Raw genomic sequence first — 21,855 nt, forward strand, 5'->3', positions numbered from 1 at the left:
CGGTAGTGTGGATGTCATGGTTGCGGCACATGAAGAGGTGCCGTTCAGCGAGTTCCTCCATCGGCCCGGGGCCGCTGCGGAACGGCTGAACGTCGTGCGTGCGTTGCGGCTCCGTCGTCGCGACGCGGAGGATCTCGCCCTGATCCGGGCGGACCAACTGGAGAGCGACGCCGTCGTCGTCGACTTCACCTCACGCCTGCTGGCGGGCCTGATCCGGTCCGGCTCCCTGGACGCGGTGCGCCGAGTCCTGGTCGAGGCGCTGCCGTGGGTCACCTTTCTCCCCGAGCCAGACGTCGACCAACTCCTGTCCGAGTTGGTGACGGTGACGCAGGGGGCCGCCTCCCTGGACAACCTGACTCCGGTAGCCGTACTCCTGACCCAGTGGCGGCGCACCGCCGAGGTGTACAGCGACCCGGTGCTGCTGGAAATCCTCCACCGCGAACCCGAAGGGGACTTCGGACCGGTGCAGCCTCCGACTGAGCAGCAATGAGCCCGAAGCGTGGCGACCGGGTGGCTCCACCACCCACCGGCGCGGAATACGATCTCCGGTTCGCGAACTCCTCGGCCGCCGACGGCTGGGAGGACCTGGCCCGTCAGGCACCCGCGAACCTGCGGCGGGCCCACGACGCCATCCGCGCCAACCCGAGGGCAATGACCACCCCGGAACGACACCACCGCCTCAAGGGGTCCCTCGCCAGCGGTGTCTGGAAGGGCCAGACGCACGAACGCTGGCAGTACGAGGTCACCGGCGGCGGCCGAGTCTGGTACCTGATCGACGACGAGCGTCGGACGGCCTGGATTATCTACGCAGGTCCTGGTCACCCCAGGCAAACCGACTGACTTCTGCTTACCAGGACCACCAGGACCAGGACCGCCGGCATAAACGTGATCGAGGCTCTGGCCAGGGCTGAATCCCGGCCAGAGCCCCGATCACACGTGCGTTCAGCAGGTGGCGTTCAGGCCGCCCCAGTCGGCGCGGTCGTTGTAACCGCCGTCGCCACCGTCGCCGACCACCAGGTCGAGCACCCGTACGCCGGTCAGGTCGACGTCGACCTGACGGATGTCGTCACGGGTGAGGACCCCACTGTCGAACAGGACCCGGCCGTCGCCGACCACCTGGAAGGTCGAGGTGGCTCCGTCGGGACCGACGTTGCGTACGGCGTCGTCCAGGCCGACGGTCGCGGTCAGCCGGTCGCACCGGTCGCCGAGGTAGTAGCGGACCGTGGAGGGCGAGGCGACACCGAGGCCGGTCGGGTACACCTGGCCGACCAGACTGATCGGTGACCCGCCGCCCACACTCAGGTCGACCGTCGGGGTCATCCAACCGCTGGTGGCGCTGATCCACGCGTGGTGCGACAGCACAACCTCGCCGGTCGGCGGCGCCGGGGCGATCACCACCGTCGACACCGAGGTCTGGCGCGACTTCCCGTGCCCGATCACCTCGTACGACGTGGTGGCGGTCAGCGCGGCCTCGCCCGGAACGGCGGTGGCCGGCAGGGTCACCGTGAAGGCGAAGGTGGTGGACTGACCGGGGGCGAGCAGGATCGGTGCCCGGTCGAGCGCCTTGACCGTCCAGCCGGCGGGCGCGGCGAGCGTGACCTGCGGCTTGAGTACGGGCAGCAGACCGTCGTTGCGTACGACCACCTCGACCCGTGCCACGTCGCCACCGCCGAGTACGGGCGCGGTCCCCTCCGGGGTGGCGGCGTTGCCGACCTTCGTGACCTGCGGCAGGCCGGCGGTCACGTGCGGCACACCCGGCAGGCCGCGCGCCGGCCCGACCCGCAGCAGTGCGGCGCCGTGCGCCGGAACCGCCGCGCTGATGGTGCCGGCGCTCTCCGTGACCTGGTTGGTCCAGGCGTTCTTCACGGTGAACCGGGCGCCGGACAGGCCGACCGACGAGGCCCTGGTGGTGAGGATCTTCGAGCTCTCACCCCGGTTGAGCAGCACCACGGCCCGGTCGCCGTTGGCCAGGCGCTTCACCCAGGTCTCGGTCGTACCGGCGGGGCCGACCCGTACGGCCTGGACACCGGCCGGATCCTGGTTGATCGCCAGCGCCTCGGGGTCGGTGAGCGTGTCGACCGAGGTCTGGCTGATCTTGCGGATGTCGCTGCCGATCACCAGCGGGGCGGCGGCCACCGACCAGAGCGTCATCTGCGTACGGAATTCCTCCTCGGACATGCCGAGGCCGGGGGCCAGGTAGTCCGGGTCGTTGAAGTGACCCGGTCCGGCGGCCTCGGGGTGCCGCGCGTTCGCGTCGTAGTTACGCAGGACGTCCTTGAACTTGATGTCGCCGACAAACCCGACGTCGGTATAGGTCCGCCAGGACTGCGCAATCGCCGGGGCATAACTCCAGGAGTACGTCGACTGCTGCTCCTCCGGGTAGTTGCCCCAGTCCGGGGAGCTCACCGGGTTGCACAGGTTGAAGATGATCGGGCGCTTGCCGGCGTTGTTCCGCAGCGCCCGGGCGAACTCGGTGTAGACGGTCTTCGGGTCCAGGTCGGCGGCGATCCCGCAGAGGAAGTCCACCTTCACCGCGTCGAACTCCCAGGCGGCGAACTGGTCCGCGTCGCGCTGGTAGTAGCCGCCCCCGCTGCCGAGCCCACACTTGCCCGGGATGTACGGCCCCGCGTCGGTGTAGATGCCCGCCTTCAGACCCTTGCCGTGGATGTAGTCGACCAGCGGCTTCAGCCCGTTCGGGAACCGGGTCCGGTCGGCCTGGAGGTCACCGGCGGCCGTACGCGGCTCCGGGTCCTGCCAGCCGCCGTCCAGCCAGACGATGTCGTAGCCGGCCCTGGCCAGGCCACGGCTGACGATCGAGTCGGCGACCTCCCGTACCGACTGCTCGGAGAAGTCACCGCCGAGCCCGAAGTACGTGTTCCAGCCCTGGTACGGCGTCGGGCTGAGTACCTGTTGGGGTGCCGGTTTCGTAGCCGCCACAGTGTCCGGCGCGGCTGCGGCGTGGGCGGGTGCGGGGACTACCAGCAGGCTGGCCGTGAGGACGGTCAGGGCGGTGAACAGATGTCGTCTCACATCGGGTTCCTTCGCAGCGGTGGGCGGACCGGTACTCCTGGGTTGTTTCGACCGATCCTGCAAGGCGTTACGCCGACGTGTCAATAATATTTCATAAATTATGAGATCGAGGTTCGCCGCGTCTCACGCCGCACGCGCTGCTCATGAGGAGGCCAGGGGGAAGTGGGAACATGCGGCTGGAGCCGGAGGCCTTCGAGGTGGGGACCGGTGATCTCGTACGCAATCCACCCGGCGACCTGCGTACGGCCTCGCGAACGGAGAGGCCGAGGACCCGGACCAACTGCCTCACCCTGGCCCAACCGGTACTCCTGAAGGAGCGGACCGGGTTCGATCACCGAGGCGATCGGGATCTGGCCTAAATCTCGTGGGTCAGATCCAGGGTTCGACCAGCGGAGTGCCGGCGAGGCGTCCAGCGACCCAACCACTCCCGCCTCTTGCGGTTGTGATGGCCTCGGACACAAGCTAATCGTTGGTGCGACCACCCAGCTCAGCGGTGCGCTACGCGTCGTCCGCGCAACAGATGATGGAGCCTCGCGCGCCTCCAGTCGGTAGCGCATTTTACTCACGACCGAGACACTGCAACCTGCCCTTTCCGTCGTATCGGACCGACGAAAGGAGGGGTTAGTCGGTCTTTTTCGCGGCTCCGCGCCACATGATCACTAGGTAACATCCGGTCGTTGCCCTGGGCCCTCCGACTCGTCAACAGCGGGGAATACAGGCATACGTACGCGCCGTTTCACCTATTTACAAGAAGGAGTGCGCTTAATGGAGTTCGATGAACGGGTCGCCGCGCTCGCCACGAAGGTCCGGAACCAGCGGGACGCGATTCAGACGGAAGAAGCTGCCAAGAATGCTTTCGTCATGCCGTTCATCTCAATGATCCTCGGTTACGACGTCTTCGATCCACTGGAGGTCGTACCGGAGTTCACCGCCGACGTCGGGATCAAGAAAGGAGAGAAGGTCGACTACGCGATCATGCGTGACGGCGAGGTGCAGATCCTCATCGAGTGCAAGCAGCCGCGCGACTCTCTGAAGATCGAACACGCATCTCAGCTCTATCGATACTTCTCCGTTACGAATGCGCGGATCGCCGTCCTCACCAATGGACAGGTCTACCATTTCTACACCGATCTCGATGCCCCCAACAAGATGGATGCCAAGCCCTTCCTCGTGCTCGACCTGGAAGATATCGACGACACCCTCTTGCCGGAGCTGCGTAAGCTCACGAAGGAAGTTTTCGATCTCGACTCCATCATCAGCGCGGCCGAGGAGTTGAAGTATCTCGGTCAGATCAAGCGTTCGATGGCGGCGCAGTTCAAGGAGCCTGAGGATGAGTGGGTCAGGTTCTTCGCGACGAAAGTGTATGAAGGTTCATTCACTCAGAAGAGACGCGATCAGTTCAGGTCTCTCGTTGCCAAGGCTGCCTCACAGTTCGTCAGAGATCAAGTGAACGATCGCCTGAAGGGCGCACTCTACGCAAGCCTTCCCAAGCAGACTACCGAGGCGCCCTCCGAAGTGCTCGAGAGCGAAGAGGTCGCGCTGAGCGATGTCGCCCGCGACACGGAGGTGGAGACCACGCTCGAAGAACTCACCGGCTACCAGATCATCAAAGCGATCGCGTGCAGTGAGGTCAAGCCTCAACGTATTGTGGGCCGCGATGCCAAGTCCTACTTCGCGGTCATCCTCGACGACAACAACCGCAGGCCGATCGCGCGACTGCATTTCAACGGCAAGGCCCGAAAATACCTTGGAACGTTCGACGCCAACAAGACGGAGACTCGTCATCTGATCGACTCCATTGACGATATCTATCTTCACGCTGAGGCAATACGGAATGCAGTACGGGCGTTCATGGGCGAGGGGGTCACAAGAACCTCCGGAAAGCTTGACGCGCCCTGATTCATTGGCTATTTCATGGTGATCGACGGTGGTTGAGCGGGCAGGTGAGGGCGGCGCGTCGTCGCTCCGGACAGGGCGAGGCTCCCGCTAGGGCAGCAGGCGACGAAGACCGACCGCCCTGCTTGGGAGCCACGTTGCTGACCTATCGTGCCAGCATCCCCGCTGACCTAACGATGGAAGTACGGTCGGACGCTCAGACCCGCTTTTCATTCAGCGCGCACGTCAACGCGTAGCTCCTCGATCACCAACTGAGTGAGTTCGGAGAGTTGGTCTTGGCCGAGGGTAATCCCCTGCAGGTTGACAAGCGCCGCCTTGAGGTCGTGAAGGCGGTTGCCCCGAAGGTCAGCGCCTTGGAGCTGGCAGGATTCAAGTTCAAGATCGGTCAACTGGCACGACCTGATGACGACTTTGGGTAGTCGGCAGGAGGACCACGTGCCGTTGGCGAGCGTGCAGTCGCTGAAGGCCATGGCTCCGGCGGCTACGACGCGCTGGAAGGTGGCGTAGTCAAAGCGGCAGCCGTCGAAGAGGACGTCTTTCAGGCGTACGTCAGTCAGCCGGGTACCGGTGAACCGCGAGCCGGTGAACGCGCAGCGTTCGATGGTGACCCCGGACAGAGTGGAGCCGGAAAGGTCGGTGCGGGTGATCTCGCTGCCCCAGATGGTTCCGGCTTCCCAGGTGCTCTCGCTGAGGTCTGCGCCGGTGATCCGGCTGCTACGGATGCTGACGTCTTCCAGTTGCGTGCCGCGCCAGGAGGCACCCTCGATGCTGGCCTCGGTTAGGTCGCTCGTCGGAGCGTAGACGCGATCAAGATCTTCCGGGTCGAGATCCGGGAGCAAAATCTTCACATCACCGATGGTGGTTGTCCGCATGCATCCTCAGTCTGCTTAGGAGCGCGAGGTGGCTGCGCCACCCCGCGTTCGTTCGCCTACTCCTGGGTCAGGAGGTCACTTCTTCTTGTTCCAGTTGTCCCAGCCGGGTCGGCTGTCGAACCCTCCCTTGTTGCTCCAGGTGGGTCGGTTGTCGAACTTGGCCGCGTCGATCGACGCTATCGTCCGGAGCGGCTCGACGCCAAAACGTGCGAGGTGTTCCGGCGTGGCGTCCACGAGGCTCGTGAGCGCGTTGGTCACGGTGGTCCTCCTAGCTTGCGAGGCGGTTTGCGGTGGCGCGGACAAGGGCCTGTCGGGTGGTGCGGCAGTAGTTGGTCTCGCGGGCGGTGAAGGTGTGGTGCTCGAAGTAGCGGTTGCCGGCCTGGGCGCCTCGGCAGAAGTCGTAGAACATGCAGTGGTCCGCGCATTCGTTGAGCCCGGTAATGAACTCGGTGACGTACCGTAGGTTGCCGGCCCGGGCCAGGATGTTGCCGATCGGTTCATGGAGAACGTTGCCTGCGGTGAAGTCTCCGTACTGGGGATCCTTGATTCCGAGGAGCTCTGGTGACAGGAGGACCACGTGCCCGTCCCAGGAGATGGTGGGGATCGGCTCGTACGGGGCGTCGTTGACGAGCCCGGCGCGGGTGGCGGTGAGGTAGTCGGCCAGGCGGTCCAGATCGCGGATGGGTAGCGGGTTGCCGTCGATCCGTCGTTGGACAAGCCGGTGCCAGAACCGGTAGGCGGCATCCTCCGACACCGGTGTACGCCCGGCGCCCTCCTGTTCCTCGATGTTGAAGCCCACAGAACGGCACCCGGGCAGGTAAGTGAAGAAATCGATGAGGTCGTCCGCCTGGTCGATGGTTTCCGGCGTCACGACGCAGATCACCGAATACGGCAATCCTGCCTCGGCGAGAGCCTGTATCCCTCGGATGGTCCGGGCCGTTGTTGACTTTCCGGCCCGGTCGAGTCTGTTGCGGTTAAGGGCGCCGGGGCCGTCGATGCTGACACCGATCTCGAACTCGTAGGCAGTGAACAGGTCGCACCACCGTGGGTTGACGAGGGTGGCGTTGGTCTGGATCTCGTGGCGTACGTGTCCGGCCTGCCTCAGGTCCTCGAACGGTGCTAGCAGTTCCCGGAAGGTGTCGAGAGGTGTCGCGGTGGGCTCGCCTCCGTGCCACACCACGCTCACCGGATAGGGGCTGCCCTGCTCCTCGACGGATCGGGCGCACTCTGCGGCGATCGGGACCGTCATGAGCCTTCGCAATTGTCGGTCGGGCAGGTAGCAATAGGTGCAGTCCAGGTTGCAGAAGCTGGTGGGTTGCAGCACCAGGGTGTGGAACGTGCGGGCTATGGCCGCCCGCCCATCAGCGGTGATGACACCGATGCCGCTCATGATCCTGCCTCCCCTTCCTGTATAGGGTCGTCGTGGTCATTTGGTGCCGGCGGGTGGGGTACGCGTGGCCAGCCAAGGAACCTGTCGAACAGACCGGCGCCGCTTCCCGTCGTGCCGGGGTTGAGTTTGTGCAGATCATCGATGGCGTCGCAGAGCAAGGTGGCCAGGTAGAGGCACAAGCCGACTCGGCTGCCCTCGTACTCGGCCAGGAGATCCAGTTTTGCCCGCCCGCAGGGCCACGGCTGACCACAGGTCCGGCACAGCCAGATCGGACGCAGCGGCAAATGCTTCCTCCGCGCCGTTTCTCCCTGCTTTGAGGTGCGGCGGTGCCCAGGCACAACGTCCGAGTGGGCTTCGGTCATCGGCGTATCTCCTGCCGGGGCTGCCGTTCGAAGTGCTGACGCCACAAGTGGGTGAGCAAAGGCGGTTCGGTTGTCCGCTCCAACTCGGGCGGGCCGACGTGTCTCGGCGGCTCCGGACGCCACGGTTCGCCCGTCGTCGCGTTGCGCGATGCGTACACCGTCATGGTCGCCTCCCGAAGCAGGTAGGCGCCGGCAAGCGGTGGGCTCGCCTGGGGAAAGGCAAGCCCACCGCCGCAGGTCGGCAGCTGGGAGCAGGCTGCCGTTCACCCGCCCGCGCAGCCCTCGTGGCAGTACGCAGACGGGGAGTCACAGGCACACGCATGCGATTCTTCGGGGGCAAGACCGGCCGACGCGTCAAGAGACGCTGCTGGCCTCGAATGGCTACATGCTTCATTTCGGCCCTCCCTGGCGGGAACCGTGAGGTGTGGTGGCGGCGCCCGTTCGTCACGAACGGGCGACCGGCTGACTCAGAATCTCCGGGGAGCATGACGGTGGGAATGTCTCTGCGGTGCAGTCGCGGTGCACCCACCGGCACGCCACGTGACGCTACGATCGGCACGCTGACCTGTCCCATTGAGAGGACATCCGATGGCCACAGTGACCAACTGGACCGGCCAGGACGCCAACGCCCTGCGGCGGGCGTTACGGATGAGCGTCACCGGCTTCGCCGAACACCTGGGCGCGGCCCGACGCACGGTGGCCAAGTGGAGCAGCCAGGGCAAAAGCATTCAACTACGTGCCGATATGCAGGCCGCGCTCGATACGGTGCTCGCGCGGGCCGCCCCCGACGTTCTGGAACGCTTCGAAGCCCTGCGGGAACAAGGCACCTGTAGTGCACTTGCCGCTACCACCAGACCACCGGCCGCCGGAGACGCCGATACTGGCAGGGACAAACCTGGCTTCGAGTCGGACGGTGACGTGCAGCGTAGACAGTTCCTGCAGGGCGCGACGGTCGGCGGCATGGCTACCCTGGCCGGCGTCACGCCACTACTCGACGCGCTGGTCTCAGCGCCGGCGACTCGGACTGCCGAGCCGGTTGCCCTGCCCCTTCGAGACTTCGCCCGCGACATTGCCACCGCGAAGGCCGCCTATCAGGCATGCCGGTACGAGCAGGTTCTCGGTGGCCTCGCGACCCTGCTACCCGCTCTGGCGCCGACCCGGGAGGAAGCCGAGGGCGACCAGCGGACCCGAATCGAGGCCCTGGCCAGCGACCTGTACCACGTCGTCGGCAGCGTGCTACTCAAGATCGGGGACCGGGGCATGGCCCTGGTGGCGGCCGAGAGAAGCACCCACGCGGGCGCGGCCAGCCAGGACCCGGTAGCAATCGCCTGCAGCGCACGGATCATGACCCACGCCCTGATGAGCAACGGCCACACCAGGCAGGCGAGGAACCTGGCCGAGAACGCGGCCAGTGCCCTCGAACGGAACACCCGGCTCGGGTCCACCGACCAGGTGGCCGTCTACGGCGCCCTCCTGCTCCGCGGCGCAATCGCCGCCGCGCGCAGCGGCGATCGGGACAGCGCGCAAGCCATGATCGACGAGGCCACCCGTGCCGCCGCGCGGCTCGGCTACGACGGCAACGACCGGTGGACCGGCTTCGGCACCACGAACGTCCTGCTCCACCAGGTCAACATCGCGCTGACCCTGGGGGACGCCGGCACGGCCGTCACCCTCGCCCGCCAGGTGCCACTGGACAAAATCCGCCTCGCCGAACGCAGAGCCTCGCTGTTCGTCGACGTGGCCCGCGCCTACACCCAGTGGGGACGTTACGAGCACGGCCTGAACGCGTTGCGCATCGCGTACGACGTGGCGCCCGAGGAGCTCCGGTGCCGGCCAGCGGTCCAGCGCATCGCTGGTGACCTCGCGGCCCTCAGCCGGGGTCACCTCCGCACCGAGGTTGTCGAGTTCGCTCACCGCGTTGGGATCCCGGTATGACCGCCGGCCACCTGCAAATCGTCGTCTGCGGCGCCGGCCCCGCCACAGACGTGACAGAACTGCTCGCTACCGCCAAGGAAAGAGCCTGGACGGCTGCGGTCACCGCCACCCCCAGCGCCATCGACTTCATCGACGTCGAAGCCATCGAGACGACGACCGGACACCCGGTCAGGTCCACCTATCAGTCATCGCCACGTGCTCGCCGTACGCTTCCCGGCGCCGACGCTCTCGTCATCGCCCCCGCGACGTACAACTCCATCAACAAGATCGCTCTCGGCATCGCCGACAACTACGCCATGACCTCGGTCGCCGAACTGATCGGACGCCAGGTCCCGACCGTCATCGTTCCGTTCGTCAACGACGCCCTGGCCACCCGCGCACCCTTCCAACGCGCCGTGGCGGACCTCCGCCACGAACACGTACATGTCCTGCTCGGCGAAGACGAAGGATGGGAACCTCACCCACCGGGCAGCGGCAACGACCGGCAGAGAGTTTTCCCGTGGACGGCGGCGTTCGAGACAGCGGCCCGGCTTGCCCAAGAGTCGCGAGCAGGTGCCGGCGATCAGGGCTGACTGCCAGGGACGGCAGGCCGTCATTCGCCGAGCCTGCCCACGAACGCGGCGGGCAATCCCACGGACGCGCTATCCGTCCAACGGCTTCCGAGCACCCATCGAGCAACCGAGCACGCCAGCAACAATGAAAAAGGCCCGGACCCAGGATGAAACCCAGGTCAGGGCCTTTATCAATGGTGCGCCGCCAGGGACTCGAACCCCGAACCCGCGGATTAAGAGTCCGCTGCTCTGCCAGTTGAGCTAGCGGCGCTCTCTGACAACGGTGGAAACCCTAGCACGCACCTGGGAGCCGACTCCAATCAGATAGCCCCGGCCACCCGTACGGGCTGCGCGGCCGACAAAGGGCCCAAAATCCGGCTTCGATCCGTCCGGGGCACCGAGTTCTGGTGCGGATGGTGCACGATGTGCCGCAGGATTCGATCGAACGGGGTGGAGATGGGCAACGTCACGCGGGGCTGGGCGATGATCACGGCCCTGGTCATGGTCACTCCACTGGCCCTGGCGGGGTGCGGCGGCAGCGGCGACAAGCCGGAGTTCGTGGGTGCCTCCACCCAGCCCACCGCCAGCCCCACACCGCCGGCCGAGCCGGTCGTGCTCGCCATCACCCCGGAGGCCGGGGCGGCCAAGCAGCCGGTGAGCACCGAGATCGGCACCACGATCACCGGCGGGAAGATCACCGACGTGACGCTCACCACCGAGGGCGTGAAGGTCGCCGGCAGCCTGCGCGAGGACAGCTCGTCCTGGGTCCCGGCCAACCCCCTGAAGTACGGCAAGAAGTACGACGCCACCGTCACCGCCACCGGCACCACCGGCCAGGTGGAGACGAAGACCACCTCCTTCACCACGATGACCAAGCCGGGTTCCCAGATCGGCTCCGGGCTGTACCTGTTCGACGACAAGGTGTACGGCGTCGCGATGCCGGTGGTGGTCGAGTTCTCCCCGGGCATCCCGAAGAAGGACCGGGCGGCGGTGCAGCGGCGGATGTTCGTCGACACCGTGCCGGCTCAGCCGGGTGTGTGGCACTGGGTGGACAACGGCACCCAGGCGTACTACCGGGCGCCGGAGTACTGGCAGCCGGAGACGAAGCTGACCGTACGGATCGCGCTGGAGGGCATCCCGCTGAGCAACGGCCGGTACGGCAACGTCGACCGGAAGGCCACCACGAAGATCGGCAACAGGTTCGAGATGAAGGTCGACAACGCGACCAAGCAGATGACGGTCTTCGAGAACGGCAACCTGGTCCGCACCATGCCGGTCAGCCTGGGCAAGAAGGCCACGCCCTCGTCCAGCGGGACCATGGTGGTGATGGAGAAGAAGGAAAGCACCGTCTTCGACACCAGCGACGACCCGAACCCGGCCAACCGCTACGTCACCGACATCGACTTCGCCCAGCGCCTCACCTGGGGTGGCGAGTACATCCACGCCGCACCCTGGTCGGTGGCTCAGCAGGGGCGTACGAACGTGTCGCACGGGTGCGTGAACCTGTCGACGCCGAACGCCCGGTGGCTGTTCGAGAAGACGAAGACCGGTGACCCGGTGACGGTCAAGGGGACCGAGCGCAAGCTCGAGGACGGCAACGGCTGGACCGCGTGGAACCTGACCTGGGCCGAGTTCATCAAGGGCAGCGCGTTGCCCGTACCCGATGCTCTTGCCGCCGGTAACGCGCCGGCCGGTCCGACGCCGAGCACCGGGGCCACCCCCGGCGCCTGACCGGCGCCGACGTCCGCTCCCCCGGCATTGCGCGGTCGGGGCCGGTTCGACTGGCCGCGATTGCACGGACGAACCCGGCAATATACCGACAACTTACCCCCGCTGTCTGCGTTTCTCGCCACGTGGTGAAACCAAAATTTGCCCGGGAGCGTCTTTGGGAGAGGATGGTCGTGGGGACCAGGACTGTGAGGGGCTAATGCGCGCGAGTCGAGACCAGTTGATGGGGCAGACCGCGAAGCGGCGTCGGGCAACCGTGCGCACGCTCGTGACGGTCGTGCTGACCGGGGCGCTCGCGCTCACCGCCGCAGGCTGCAGCAGCGGGGGCGGTAACTCACCGGCCTGGCAGGGCGGCAACAAGGCCCCGGACGGCCCGAAGGCCAGCGCGACGATCACCAGCCCGGCGGCCGACGCGAAGGACGTACCCGCGTCGACCGAGATCGCCTTCAGCAGCAAGGACGCGACCACCACGACGTTCGACCTGAAGGACGGCACCGGCAAGGCCGTCGAGGGCAAGGCCAGCGCCGACGGTACGACCTGGTTGCCCAACGGCGCCCTCGAATACGGTACGACGTACACGGCGACCGTGACGGCGACCGGCGACGACGGCAAGCCGGCGACCACGACCAGCAACTTCACCACGATGGCCAAGCCGGAGAACCAGGTACGGGTGACCAGCTTCCTCGGTGACGGCGCCGTGGTCGGCGTGGGTATGCCGTTGATCGTGAAGTTCTCCCGTGCCATCCCGCAGGACTTCCGGGACGACATCCAGCGGCGGATGACCGTGACCGCCACCCCGGCGCAGGAAGGCGCCTGGCGCTGGATCAGCCCGACCGAGGTGCACTACCGGCCGAAGACCTACTGGAAGGCCAACACCGAACTGGACTACAAGATCCAGGCCGGTGGGCTGCCCCTGGGTGACGGCTGGTACGGCCGGGCGGACCTCACCATCGACGCCAAAGTCGGTTCCTCGGTGGTGATGACGGTCGACAACAAGACCAAGAAGATGACCGTCACCAAGGACGGCGCGGTGATCCGTACGATCCCGATCAGCCTCGGCGCCCCGGTCACCCCCTCCTCCAGCGGCACGATGATCGTGATCGAGAAGCTGAAGAAGACGGTCTTCGACACCATGGACGACCCGATCCCGACCAACCGCTACCGCACCGACATCGAGTACGCCCAGCGCCTTACCTGGGGTGGCGAGTTCATCCACGCCGCGCCCTGGTCGGTGGCTCAGCAGGGTCGTACGAACGTGTCGCACGGCTGCGTGAACATGTCCCAGGCGAACGCGCAGTGGCTCTTCGACCAGACCAAGATCGGTGACCCGATCACGGTCAAGGGCACCGAGCGCAAGCTGGAGAACGGCAACGGCTGGACCGACTGGAACATGAGCTGGGACGAGTTCATCAAGGGCAGCGCCATCCCGTACGAGGCGCCGGCCGCTCCCGCCCCCAGCGACGTGCCGTCCGCCGACCCGAGCGTCACCCCCACCACCTGATCGAAGCCACGACGCGGGTCGGACCACGGGAAGCTTCCCACCGGTCCGGCCCGCGTTTGGTTCTGCCGGCACACCCCGTCCGGAAACGAAACAAGCCCCCTCCGAAGAGGGGGCTTGACTGTGGGGTGACTGACGGGATTCGAACCCGCGACCCCCGGGACCACAACCCGGTGCTCTGCCAACTGAGCTACAGCCACCACGTCGACCACACCCGGATCAGGAACCGCCGGGCCGGGCGCCGACCAATAATAGCCACACCCACCCGTACCGCGTCGAGCGGGTTGCCACCCGGTCGGGCACGAACCCCACCGGGTGGCGGAAACCCGTCAGAGCTGGGCGGCGATCGACTTCGCGGTCTCGACGTCCGGGCCGGGCAGCGGGACGAAGACGGTACGCCGGTAGTACTCCAGCTCCCGGATGCTCTCCCGGATGTCGGAGAGCGCCCGGTGTGCCAGCCCCTTCGCCGGTTGGCCGAAGTAGACCCGTGGGTACCAGCGCCGGCACAGCTCCTTGATCGACGACACATCGATCATGCGGTAGTGCAGGTGCGCGTCCAGCCGGGGCATGTCACGGGCCAGGAAGCCCCGATCGGTCGCGATCGAGTTGCCGCACAGCGGGGCGCTACGAGGGTCCTTGACCAGGCTGGTCACGTACTCCATGACCAGGTCCTCGGCCTCGGCGAGGCTCACCGCGGAGCGGCGTACCTCCTCGGTGAGGCCGGAGCGTTCATGCATTGCCCGTACTATCTCCGGCATCCCCGCCAGCGCCTGTTCGTCGGCGTGGATCACCACGTCGACACCTTCACCAAGAACGTTGAGGTCCGGATCGGTAACGAGAGCAGCGACCTCGATCAGCGCATCCTTGCCCAGATCGAGCCCGGTCATCTCACAGTCGATCCAGACAAGAAGATCAGCCACCGCCACAGACTACGCGCAGCCCAGCAGCCCGCGCCTCAACGCGGCAGCCACAACCGACCGCTAGGGTTTTCCCGTGCCAGCCGATCCCGCCGCATCACCCACCACCACCGCAGACGACCCGGGTGGCCGCACCGCCCGTTGGCTCGTCGTGGCGGTGGCGCTCGCTGCCGTGGTCCCGGTCATCTACCTGCTCGGCACGCCGCACAACTTCTTCGACCTGAAGATCTACATGAGCGCCATGCGCTGGTGGGCCAATGGCAACCCGCTCTACGACTATGCCCAGCCGGACCGGGTGCAGGGCGAGCTGTACTTCACGTACCCGCCGTTCACGGCGCTGCTGATGCGGCCGTTCGCCGGTCTGCCGCTGGGCGCCACGGTCACCATCTTCACGATCTTCACCGTCCTCGCGGTGATCGTGACCACCTGGTGGCTGATCATGTCGATCGCCGATCGTCGGGGCTTCCCCCGCTGGCTGGCTGCCGTGGTGGCCATCCCGCTCGTCTTCGCCGCCGAAAGTACCCGGGAGACGATCACGTTCGGCCAGATCAACATGCTGCTCGTGGTGCTGATCCTGGGTGACCTGCTGTTCGCCGTACCCCGGAACTCACGCTGGGCCGGCGTCGGCGTCGGGCTGGCGACGGCGCTCAAGCTGTATCCGGGCATTTTCATCATCTACTTCCTGACCACCCGGCGGTGGCGCGAGGCCGCGGTGGCGAGCGCGAGCGCGGCGGTGGCGACGCTGCTCGCGGCGGCGATCGCGCCCGGCGACTCCTGGCGCTTCTGGACCCACGAGCTGTGGGCGACCGGGCGGGTCGGCCGCACCGACTACACCGGAAACCAGTCCCTGTTCGGCCTGTTGAGCCGGATCACGGTGCCGGAGAAGCCCGATCAGTTGCTCTGGCTGGCGCTGGTCGCGGTGGTGGGTGGGTTCGGCCTCTGGCGGGCCAGCCGGGCCGCCAGAGGCGGGGACGAGCTCAGCGGGCTGGCCCTGACCGGCCTGGTCGGCGCGCTGGCCAGCCCGATCAGTTGGACCCACCACGTGTACTGGTTCATCCCGGCCGTCCTGGTGCTGGCCGACGCGGGTCTGGCGCAGCCGCCCGGTTGGGAGCCGACCGGGCTGGGTCGACGCCGAAGGCGGGCCCTGCTGGTGCTGGCCGGGGTGGTCTACGCCAGCGTCGTCTACGGGGTGGTCTCGTTCCACGACTGGGGTGTCAAGCCCGTACCGACCGACTCACCGATCGAGTTCGTGCTGCGCAACATGTACGTGCTGCTGGCCGTGCTGCTGCTCGTCGTGCTGCCCACCCGGCATCTGGTCCGGGCGGCTCCCACCAACAGCGTTCCCCGCAGCGGTGTCCCGGTGACGCGCTGACTGTCCGGTAGTGGCAGAAGTTGCACCAACTGGACAGATCTCCCCTAGTCATCCCTGTTGGGGCTAATCTACTACCAGCACCTTTAAAACGTTCCTTCAGTACACCGATCCCCCGGTGAGAGTGGCCCTTCGTGTCGGCAGCGCGGAGGGCCACTCGCCGTCTGTCACGAGCCCGTTCCCGGCCCGGAGACCATCGCCCTACGCCGGGTTCACCTCGTCGAGGCGGCCTCGGCCGGACCACCGCCGCCAGCCGCCGGCCCGGTGTCCGCGTCAGCGGTGCTCACCGCTGACGGCTGGGCACCGGCATCCGCCACCGGCTTGCACTTCTTGGACCGGGTCGTCACCGCGCCGCTCTCCGCCGTACCGGCCGCCTTGGTCCGCCGGGTCGAGGTGGCCCGGGGCGCCGCCGGCTTGGCCGCCGGTCCGACACCCACCACGGGTACGCCGGACGCCTGCGCGGCCGACGACTCGGCCATGCCCTTGCCCGGGTACGCCGGCACGGGGTTGGTGACCCGCTCCGCCCGCGCGTGCACCGGATCAAGAGCGGGCTCGGACTTCGGGGCCGGGTCGGGCCTGGTCGGTGCCGTACCGGCGGGGTTCGTCTCCGGCTCGACCGGCACTGGCGGCACTGGCGGAACCGCCACGGCCCGACCCGTTCCGGGCTGAGCGGTTCCGGGCTGGACAGCTCCGGGCTGAGCGGTTCCGGGTTGAGCGGTTCCGGGTTGAGCGGTTCCGGACTGGACAGCCTCGGACTGGGGAGCGGCGGGTTGAGCGGGTTCGGGCTGGGCAGCCTCGGACTGGGGAGCGGCGGGTTGAGCGGGTTCGGGCTGGGCAGCCTCGGGTTGGGCGGCTTCGGCGCGGGTTGGTTGGAACTGGGCGGACCGAACCGGGGCGGTCTTCGCCGGATAGGCCGGTGCACGGTTCGCGGGCTGCTTCGACACCGGTGCCGTCGTACCGGCGGCCCGAGGCGGCCAGTTCAGCACCAGTTTGGCGGGCGGTGGACTGCTCGCCGGCCAAATATGGTCGAGGCTGCGCCCGGAGACCGGAGTACCGCCAGCGGGTTCGCCGTTCGCGGCCACCTCGACGGGTGGCACGGTCGTGCCTGCCTGGGTGCCCTCGGGCGGGCTGAGTACGTCCGCCAGCGTCTCCGGACGGGCCGATGCCGGGCCGGTACGGCGGGCCCGGAGCCCGTTCGCCGACCGGGCGCTCGTGGCGTCGACCGAGCGAGCGCTCGTGGTGTCGACCGAGCGAGCGCTCGTGACGTCGACCGGACGAGAACTCGTGACGTCGACCGGGCGGGAGCCGCTGATGTCGACCGGGCGGGAGCCGCTGATGTCGACCGGGCGGGAGCCGCTGATGTCGACCGGGCGGGAGCTGGTGGTGTCGACCGGGCGGGACGGGGCCGGCAGGTTCGACTGGGTCGGCCAGCCGACCGGGGCCGCCGCCGGAGCGACCGGGGTCGGCAACGGGGAGAGTGCCCGAGACCGCACGGGACGCCGGGAGCGCTTGTTGGCGCGTACGGGTTCGCCGACGTCGTCGAGGGCGCGTACGCCGAGCCGGGCGGTCAGTACCGGGAGTTGGCCGGGCTCGACCACGAAGACCACCTCGCGGGGGCGGCTCGGCCAGACCAGGACGGCGACTCCGAGCACCGCGAACAGGACGCCACCGGCGAGCAGGCCCCAGGTTGTCGGTTCGAGCCAACCCACCCGCAGTTCGGCGCGGAGGTCGAGCGCGACACCCGGCCCGGCGTCGGGGTACATGACCACGAGGCTGAGCCGCTGTGCGCGCAGGTCGTCGAGGTCGAGGTCGAGGGTGCGGGTTCCCTGACGTACCCAGAATGCCTGTTCGCCGGGCTGCGCCACGAGGGCCTGGCTGGGTACCCCGATCCCGGAGACCGAGGTGACCTGCACCGGTAGCCGGCCCCGGGTCACGGCGACCCGGTCGACCAGCGCGTACGGCATGGTGGCCAGGTAGCGGCCGACCTCGGCGGTCGGGGCGAGGCCGAGGAACGCGGGCCGGGACTCGGTCCCGGCGGCGATCCGGAGCCGGGCCTGTCCGGTACGGGCGAACGGGGCGTCCCGGCGCAGCAGCTCGTCCACGTCGGGTACGACGATGGCGCGACCGGGTGTCTGGATCCGTTGCAACGTCGCGGTGAACGCGCCACCGGGGTCCCGCTGGCCCGCCACCGTCCACAGTGCACTGCCGACGAGCACCGCCGTCAGCCCGACCGTGAGCAGCAGCACCCCGGCGATGGTGCGTACGACGCGCATCGGCTCTTCCCCCTGATCGAAGTATCTTCCTGACGATACCGACCGAAAGGGGCTTAATACTCTTTATTGCCCGAAACGCCACTGGCCCGCCGGATCACCGGCGGGCCAGCGGATCAGTCCGTCAGACGTCCGACGGGGTCGCCGGGCGGCGGGTACGGGCGAACGCCAGTCCGCCCAGCACCAGACCGGCCAGACCGGCCACCAGCCCGGCGATGCCCAGCCCGACCCCGGCCGAGCCGTCCTCGTCATCGTCGTCGTCGGCCTGGGCGACGGGGGCCACCGACGGGGTCGCCCCGCCGGACGCCGGGTCGGCCGCCTTGGCCAGCTTCAACACCGGGGCCGGGTGCTCCGGCTCCTCGGCACCGGCCGCCGCCGGCTCGTCGATCCAGCGCGAGATGTTGCCGTCCGAGTAGGTCTGGAGCACCTTGAAGACCAACTGGTCGACCTGGGGCAGCGGGCCCAGCGAGACGCCGAACTCCTGGAACTGCTCCGGCTTGACCTCCGCGCCCGCGGTGGCGGTCCAGGTGATCTTCGACACCGCCTCGGTGATCTGGCTGCCGTGCACCTCCAGCGGCGGGTCGACCTTGCGCTTCTCCAGGGCCACCGTCCAGCCCGGCACCGCGATGGTCGAGACCGACGCGACCGGGGCGTTCTCCGGCAGGTTGACCTCGATCTTCGTGGTGGACGCGGTGTCGCTCTCGTTCGGCACGCGGAAGGCCACCCGGCCGTATCCGCCCTGGGTCGCCTCCTTCGGATTGACCGTGACGTGCGCGGACGCCGGCAGGGCGACGCCGAACACGCCGACGAGAGCGGCGCCGAGCACGAGAGCGGCCGCGGTCGCGGTACGCCGGGGACGGATCATGGAAGTGCCTTCCTAGTTGATCGGCACGGTGGCGGTCACCGTGGCCTGGTCGATGTCGGAAATCCGGACGGTGAAGCGCAGTTGCCACTCGCCCGCGGTGGGGAGGTTGATCTCACCGGTGGCGTGGTTGTCGGTCAGCGGCAGCAACGGGATCTCGATCGGCTCGACGCCCTTGGACGGCAGGGCGGCGGTGCCGGTCCACTCGACCACCGGCTGCGGCTTGTTGTCCGCGGTGTACGCGTACAGGTGGATCGAGTTGCTGCCGGTGCCGGCCGGGTCGACCTCCACCTCGACCGAGAGCAGGTTGCTGGTCAACGTGGTGGAGAAGAACCCCGCACCGGCGGCCCCGTCGTTGGCCTCGGCGGTCCGCCCCGGCGGGGTCTGTACCAGGACCGCCGAGATGGCGAGGATCAGCGCGGTGACGCCCAGCTCGGTCCAGACCGCCCGGCGCATCCGCCCCGGCTGCTCGGTCGCGAGCCGCCGCTGGACCAGCCGGCGGGAGTACGCGGCGACACCGATCACCAGGCCGAAGAGCACCACCTTCGCGATGATCAGGCGGCCGTACGTGGTGTCGATCAGGGCGCTCGGCGTGGCCACCTCGATCAGTGCCTGGACGACCCCGGCGAGCAGGAGCGCGGAGACCGCCACCGCCGCCCAGCGGGACCAGATCGGCAGGATCGCCCCGAGTTCCCGCTCGTCGGCCCGGCGCAGCAGGAAGGCGACCAGCATCAGCAGCCCGCCGAGCCAGACCGCCATGCTGCCCACGTGCACCGCGTCGACCAGCACCGACACCGCCGGTACGGGTGACGCCGCCGAGTGTCCGGCCAGCGGCCAGGTGAACAACCCGGCCACCCCGAGTACGGCCAGCAGGATGTGGTCGGCCCGACCCGCGTTGCCGCGCAGCACGGGGCGGAGCAGGATCGCGGCGGCCACCAGGATGCCGAGCCGGACCAGCAGCACCGCGCCGAACGTACTGGCGAGCACGTCGCTCAGGGCGCTCCCGCTGATCGAGAACAGACCGCCGCCGGTGGTGTAGGGGACCTGGAGCCAGATCCCGATCAGGGTCGCCGCGGTGACCAGGCCGAACCCGGTCCAGACCAGTCGGGCCGGGCCGCGCCGGTCCAGCCGCTGCGGCCAGAGCAGGCTGAGCACCAGGACCGGGCCGACGAGCAGCACCAGCCCGGCGTACCCGAGGTATTTGCCGACCGCGACGGCGGCGGTGATCGCCGGGTCGACGGTGTCGTTCTCGGTGTCCGTCGGCGGGCTGGACGGCGCACCGACCGAGTACGTGTAACCCCCGGCCACCGGGTGGCTGTCGGCGGAGATCACCCGGTAGCTGACCAGGTAGGTGCCCCTGGGACCGCCCGGGTCGACCGGGATGGTCACCACGGCGCCGTCGAAGACCGGCTCGCCCCGGTCCACCCGCGCCCCGTCCGGGGCGAGCACCCGGATCTTGTCGGGTACGTTCCGGACGCCCTCGCTGAACGTGAGCACCACCTCGGTGGGCGCGCTGGGCAGCACCGCGTCCGCGACCGGGCTGCTGCTGACCAGCACCGCGTGGGCGCTGGCCGGGCTGGCGGGCCCGAGCAGCAGGGCGAACATCGCCAGCAGGAGGCCGAGCATCGCCCCGGCCCGCGATACCCATGATCTTTGTGCGGCAGTCATGCGAGACATGCTCGCCCAGAAACCCACCACGGCGCGACCTCGTGTCACCCGCGTCCCGCCACCACCACCGCGCCGAGCGGCGGATCGGTACGCCGGGTGACCCGGCCGAGCGCCCAGAGCAGCCCGGCCTGCACCACCGTGGCGAGGTGGCCGATCTCGTGCACCACGGCCGTGGTCGAGTTCACGATGTCGACCACGCTGGTGCCGGCGAGGCAGACCGCGAGAACGAGGGCGACCGGTACGAACGCCTGCGCCCGCTCCGGCCGGTACGCGGCGAGTGCGAACCCGACCGCGAGGGCCACGTCGAACGACGCCATCTCCCGGCTGGTGTGCAGGTCGAGGTCGACGCCGAAACCGGCGAGCAGGATCGGCAGGGCGATGGCGAACTGGGCGACGGCGGCCACCGCCACCGCGACCCGGAGGATCTGGCGCCGGCCGTACGCGGCCTGGGCGCGGCGGCGGGCGGCTGCGGCGTTCACCGGGTCGGCGGCCACCGCCGCGAGTACGGTGGCAGTCAGGTCCGGCACCTCGACCGCCTGGGCGCGACTCATGACCCGGCCGAGTTCCTCCGCCCGGGCCAGCCACACCTGGCAGCCGGGGCAGGTCACGGTGTGCGCGTCGAGCGCCTCCAGCGGCGCCCGCGGGTCTTCTCCGTCGAGCCGCGCGGACAGCGCGACCCGTACCTCGTCGCAGGTCATGGGGAGATAGTCGATGTCCGGGGCGGAAAAGTTCCCGACCGTGCTCAACCCCACCCAAGCCAGCCAAGGCCGCCCCCGCACTCCGGCCGCGCGCGTAACCTCGGATGTCGTGATCCCCGTCCCGCGCGAGTCCGCCCAGGCCAGCGCCACCGTCGACCCACCGCCGGTGGTGACGACGATCACGGACGCCGAGATGATCTCGGTAGCGGGGGTGGCGGCAGCCGATCGGACGTTGGCCCTGGACGACGCGACCCACTGGGCGTTGCGTGCCCGCGACGGGGATCCGTCCGCGCAGGCGGCGTTCGTCCGGGCCACCCAGGCCGAGGTGTGGCGGTTCACCGCCGCCCTGGTCGACCGGGACAGTGCGGACGACCTGCTCCAGGACACCTATCTGCGCGCGTTCCGAGCACTGCCGGCGTTCGAGGGCCGGTCGAGTGCGCGTACGTGGTTGCTCGGCATCGCCCGGCGGGCCTGCGCCGACCATCTCCGTACGGTGGTCCGGCGACGCCGGTTGGACGAGCGGTTGACCGGGCAGGCGCACACCGATCACCCGTACCCGGATCCGGCCGGGCAGTTCGGTGCGGCGGACCTGCTCCGGCGGCTGCCCGCCGAGCGGCGCGGCGCGTTTGTCCTCACCCAACTCCTCGGGCTGTCGTACGCCGAGGCGGCGGCGGTGGAGGGGGTGCCGGTGGGCACCATCCGGTCCCGGGTGGCGCGGGCGCGGGCCGAACTGGTCGAGGCGGTCGGCGATGCGCTGGCGAGCTGAACCGGGCGGCGGTCGGGAAAACGCCGGGGTCGGCTGGGAGCGT

At 68.5% G+C, this 21,855-nt stretch carries 20 protein-coding genes and 2 tRNA genes; 9 read left to right on the forward strand and 13 right to left on the reverse strand.

Going from position 1 to position 21,855, the window contains the following annotated elements; genetic code table 11:
- Positions 1-16 precede the first annotated feature (16 nt).
- Positions 17-490: a hypothetical protein gene (locus OIE47_RS06700; protein WP_326560627.1), complete on the forward strand. Its 474-nt coding sequence runs from the start codon at positions 17-19 to the stop codon at positions 488-490.
- Positions 487-840: a hypothetical protein gene (locus tag OIE47_RS06705; protein WP_326560628.1), complete on the forward strand. Its 354-nt coding sequence runs from the start codon at positions 487-489 to the stop codon at positions 838-840. Before OIE47_RS06700 ends, OIE47_RS06705 begins: the two co-directional genes overlap by 4 nt.
- A 102-nt stretch (positions 841-942) precedes the next feature.
- Here the strand turns inward: OIE47_RS06705 and OIE47_RS06710 are convergent, their stop codons facing one another.
- Complete coding sequence (locus tag OIE47_RS06710; protein ID WP_326560629.1) at positions 943-3,030, reverse strand: NPCBM/NEW2 domain-containing protein; 2,088 nt, start codon at positions 3,028-3,030, stop codon at positions 943-945.
- A 765-nt stretch (positions 3,031-3,795) separates the two neighbouring features.
- Here OIE47_RS06710 and OIE47_RS06715 point away from each other — a divergent pair.
- Positions 3,796-4,929, forward strand: a complete 1,134-nt coding sequence (locus OIE47_RS06715; protein ID WP_326560630.1) for a type I restriction endonuclease — start codon at positions 3,796-3,798, stop codon at positions 4,927-4,929.
- A 206-nt stretch (positions 4,930-5,135) separates the two neighbouring features.
- Here OIE47_RS06715 and OIE47_RS06720 read toward each other — a convergent pair whose 3' ends face one another.
- From OIE47_RS06720 to amcA (OIE47_RS06740), 5 genes are all read right to left on the reverse strand, one after another.
- Positions 5,136-5,798, reverse strand: coding sequence for a pentapeptide repeat-containing protein (locus OIE47_RS06720; protein WP_326560631.1), 663 nt, complete (start codon positions 5,796-5,798; stop codon positions 5,136-5,138).
- A 75-nt stretch (positions 5,799-5,873) separates the two neighbouring features.
- Positions 5,874-6,056: a multiple cyclophane-containing RiPP AmcA gene (gene amcA, locus OIE47_RS06725; RefSeq protein WP_326560632.1), complete on the reverse strand. Its 183-nt coding sequence runs from the start codon at positions 6,054-6,056 to the stop codon at positions 5,874-5,876.
- Positions 6,057-6,066: 10 nt separating this feature from the next.
- On the reverse strand, positions 6,067-7,188 hold the full coding sequence (gene amcB / locus OIE47_RS06730) for a cyclophane-forming radical SAM peptide maturase AmcB (protein ID WP_326560633.1): 1,122 nt from the start codon (positions 7,186-7,188) through the stop codon (positions 6,067-6,069).
- Positions 7,185-7,550: a hypothetical protein gene (locus OIE47_RS06735; RefSeq protein WP_326560634.1), complete on the reverse strand. Its 366-nt coding sequence runs from the start codon at positions 7,548-7,550 to the stop codon at positions 7,185-7,187. Before OIE47_RS06735 ends, amcB begins: the two co-directional genes overlap by 4 nt.
- Positions 7,547-7,714, reverse strand: a complete 168-nt coding sequence (amcA, locus tag OIE47_RS06740; RefSeq protein WP_326560635.1) for a multiple cyclophane-containing RiPP AmcA — start codon at positions 7,712-7,714, stop codon at positions 7,547-7,549. The genes OIE47_RS06735 and amcA (OIE47_RS06740) overlap by 4 nt, the downstream gene beginning before the upstream one ends.
- A 424-nt stretch (positions 7,715-8,138) precedes the next feature.
- On the opposite strand from amcA (OIE47_RS06740), the gene OIE47_RS06745 reads away from it, so the two are divergent.
- Both OIE47_RS06745 and OIE47_RS06750 read left to right on the forward strand, forming a co-directional pair.
- Positions 8,139-9,485 carry a hypothetical protein gene (locus tag OIE47_RS06745; RefSeq protein WP_326560636.1) on the forward strand — a complete coding sequence of 449 codons (1,347 nt, stop codon included), beginning with the start codon at positions 8,139-8,141 and terminating at the stop codon, positions 9,483-9,485.
- Positions 9,482-10,057 (forward strand): flavoprotein, encoded by a 576-nt coding sequence (locus tag OIE47_RS06750; protein WP_326560637.1) that lies wholly within the window; start codon positions 9,482-9,484, stop codon positions 10,055-10,057. The genes OIE47_RS06745 and OIE47_RS06750 overlap by 4 nt, the downstream gene beginning before the upstream one ends.
- 174 nt (positions 10,058-10,231) lie before the next feature.
- Here the strand turns inward: OIE47_RS06750 and OIE47_RS06755 are convergent.
- Positions 10,232-10,307 (reverse strand) — tRNA-Lys (locus OIE47_RS06755).
- A 185-nt stretch (positions 10,308-10,492) separates the two neighbouring features.
- Here OIE47_RS06755 and OIE47_RS06760 point away from each other — a divergent pair.
- Both OIE47_RS06760 and OIE47_RS06765 read left to right on the forward strand, forming a co-directional pair.
- A complete protein-coding gene (locus OIE47_RS06760) occupies positions 10,493-11,767 on the forward strand; it encodes a L,D-transpeptidase (protein ID WP_326560638.1) in 1,275 nt (424 codons plus the stop codon).
- Between the two features lie 196 nt (positions 11,768-11,963).
- Positions 11,964-13,265 (forward strand): L,D-transpeptidase, encoded by a 1,302-nt coding sequence (locus OIE47_RS06765; protein ID WP_326560639.1) that lies wholly within the window; start codon positions 11,964-11,966, stop codon positions 13,263-13,265.
- A gap of 121 nt (positions 13,266-13,386) precedes the next feature.
- Here OIE47_RS06765 and OIE47_RS06770 read toward each other — a convergent pair.
- Positions 13,387-13,462, reverse strand: a tRNA-His gene (locus tag OIE47_RS06770).
- Positions 13,463-13,591: 129 nt separating this feature from the next.
- Entirely contained in the window at positions 13,592-14,188 is a 597-nt protein-coding gene (gene orn / locus OIE47_RS06775; RefSeq protein ID WP_326560640.1) for an oligoribonuclease, read from the reverse strand.
- A gap of 67 nt (positions 14,189-14,255) precedes the next feature.
- Between orn and OIE47_RS06780 the strand changes: the two genes are divergently transcribed.
- Positions 14,256-15,551, forward strand: a complete 1,296-nt coding sequence (locus tag OIE47_RS06780) for a glycosyltransferase family 87 protein (protein ID WP_326560641.1) — start codon at positions 14,256-14,258, stop codon at positions 15,549-15,551.
- A 209-nt stretch (positions 15,552-15,760) separates the two neighbouring features.
- Here OIE47_RS06780 and OIE47_RS06785 read toward each other — a convergent pair whose 3' ends face one another.
- The 4 genes from OIE47_RS06785 to OIE47_RS06800 all read right to left on the reverse strand — a co-directional run bounded on the left by OIE47_RS06785 (position 15,761) and on the right by OIE47_RS06800 (position 21,046).
- A complete protein-coding gene (locus tag OIE47_RS06785) occupies positions 15,761-17,821 on the reverse strand; it encodes a hypothetical protein (protein WP_326560642.1) in 2,061 nt (686 codons plus the stop codon).
- Positions 17,822-17,942: 121 nt separating this feature from the next.
- On the reverse strand, positions 17,943-18,683 hold the full coding sequence (locus OIE47_RS06790; protein ID WP_326560643.1) for a YcnI family copper-binding membrane protein: 741 nt from the start codon (positions 18,681-18,683) through the stop codon (positions 17,943-17,945).
- 12 nt (positions 18,684-18,695) lie between these two features.
- The gene (locus tag OIE47_RS06795; protein ID WP_326560644.1) at positions 18,696-20,357 is read right to left on the reverse strand and encodes a copper resistance CopC/CopD family protein; all 1,662 of its coding nucleotides are present in this window, start codon (positions 20,355-20,357) and stop codon (positions 18,696-18,698) included.
- 35 nt (positions 20,358-20,392) lie between these two features.
- A complete protein-coding gene (locus OIE47_RS06800) occupies positions 20,393-21,046 on the reverse strand; it encodes a zf-HC2 domain-containing protein (protein WP_326560645.1) in 654 nt (217 codons plus the stop codon).
- Between the two features lie 193 nt (positions 21,047-21,239).
- On the opposite strand from OIE47_RS06800, the gene OIE47_RS06805 reads away from it, so the two are divergent.
- Positions 21,240-21,812 (forward strand): sigma-70 family RNA polymerase sigma factor, encoded by a 573-nt coding sequence (locus OIE47_RS06805; RefSeq protein WP_326563008.1) that lies wholly within the window; start codon positions 21,240-21,242, stop codon positions 21,810-21,812.
- Positions 21,813-21,855: the final 43 nt, after the last annotated feature.

This window comes from Micromonospora sp. NBC_01796 (assembly GCF_035917455.1).
In the GTDB taxonomy this organism is placed as follows: domain Bacteria; phylum Actinomycetota; class Actinomycetes; order Mycobacteriales; family Micromonosporaceae; genus Micromonospora_G.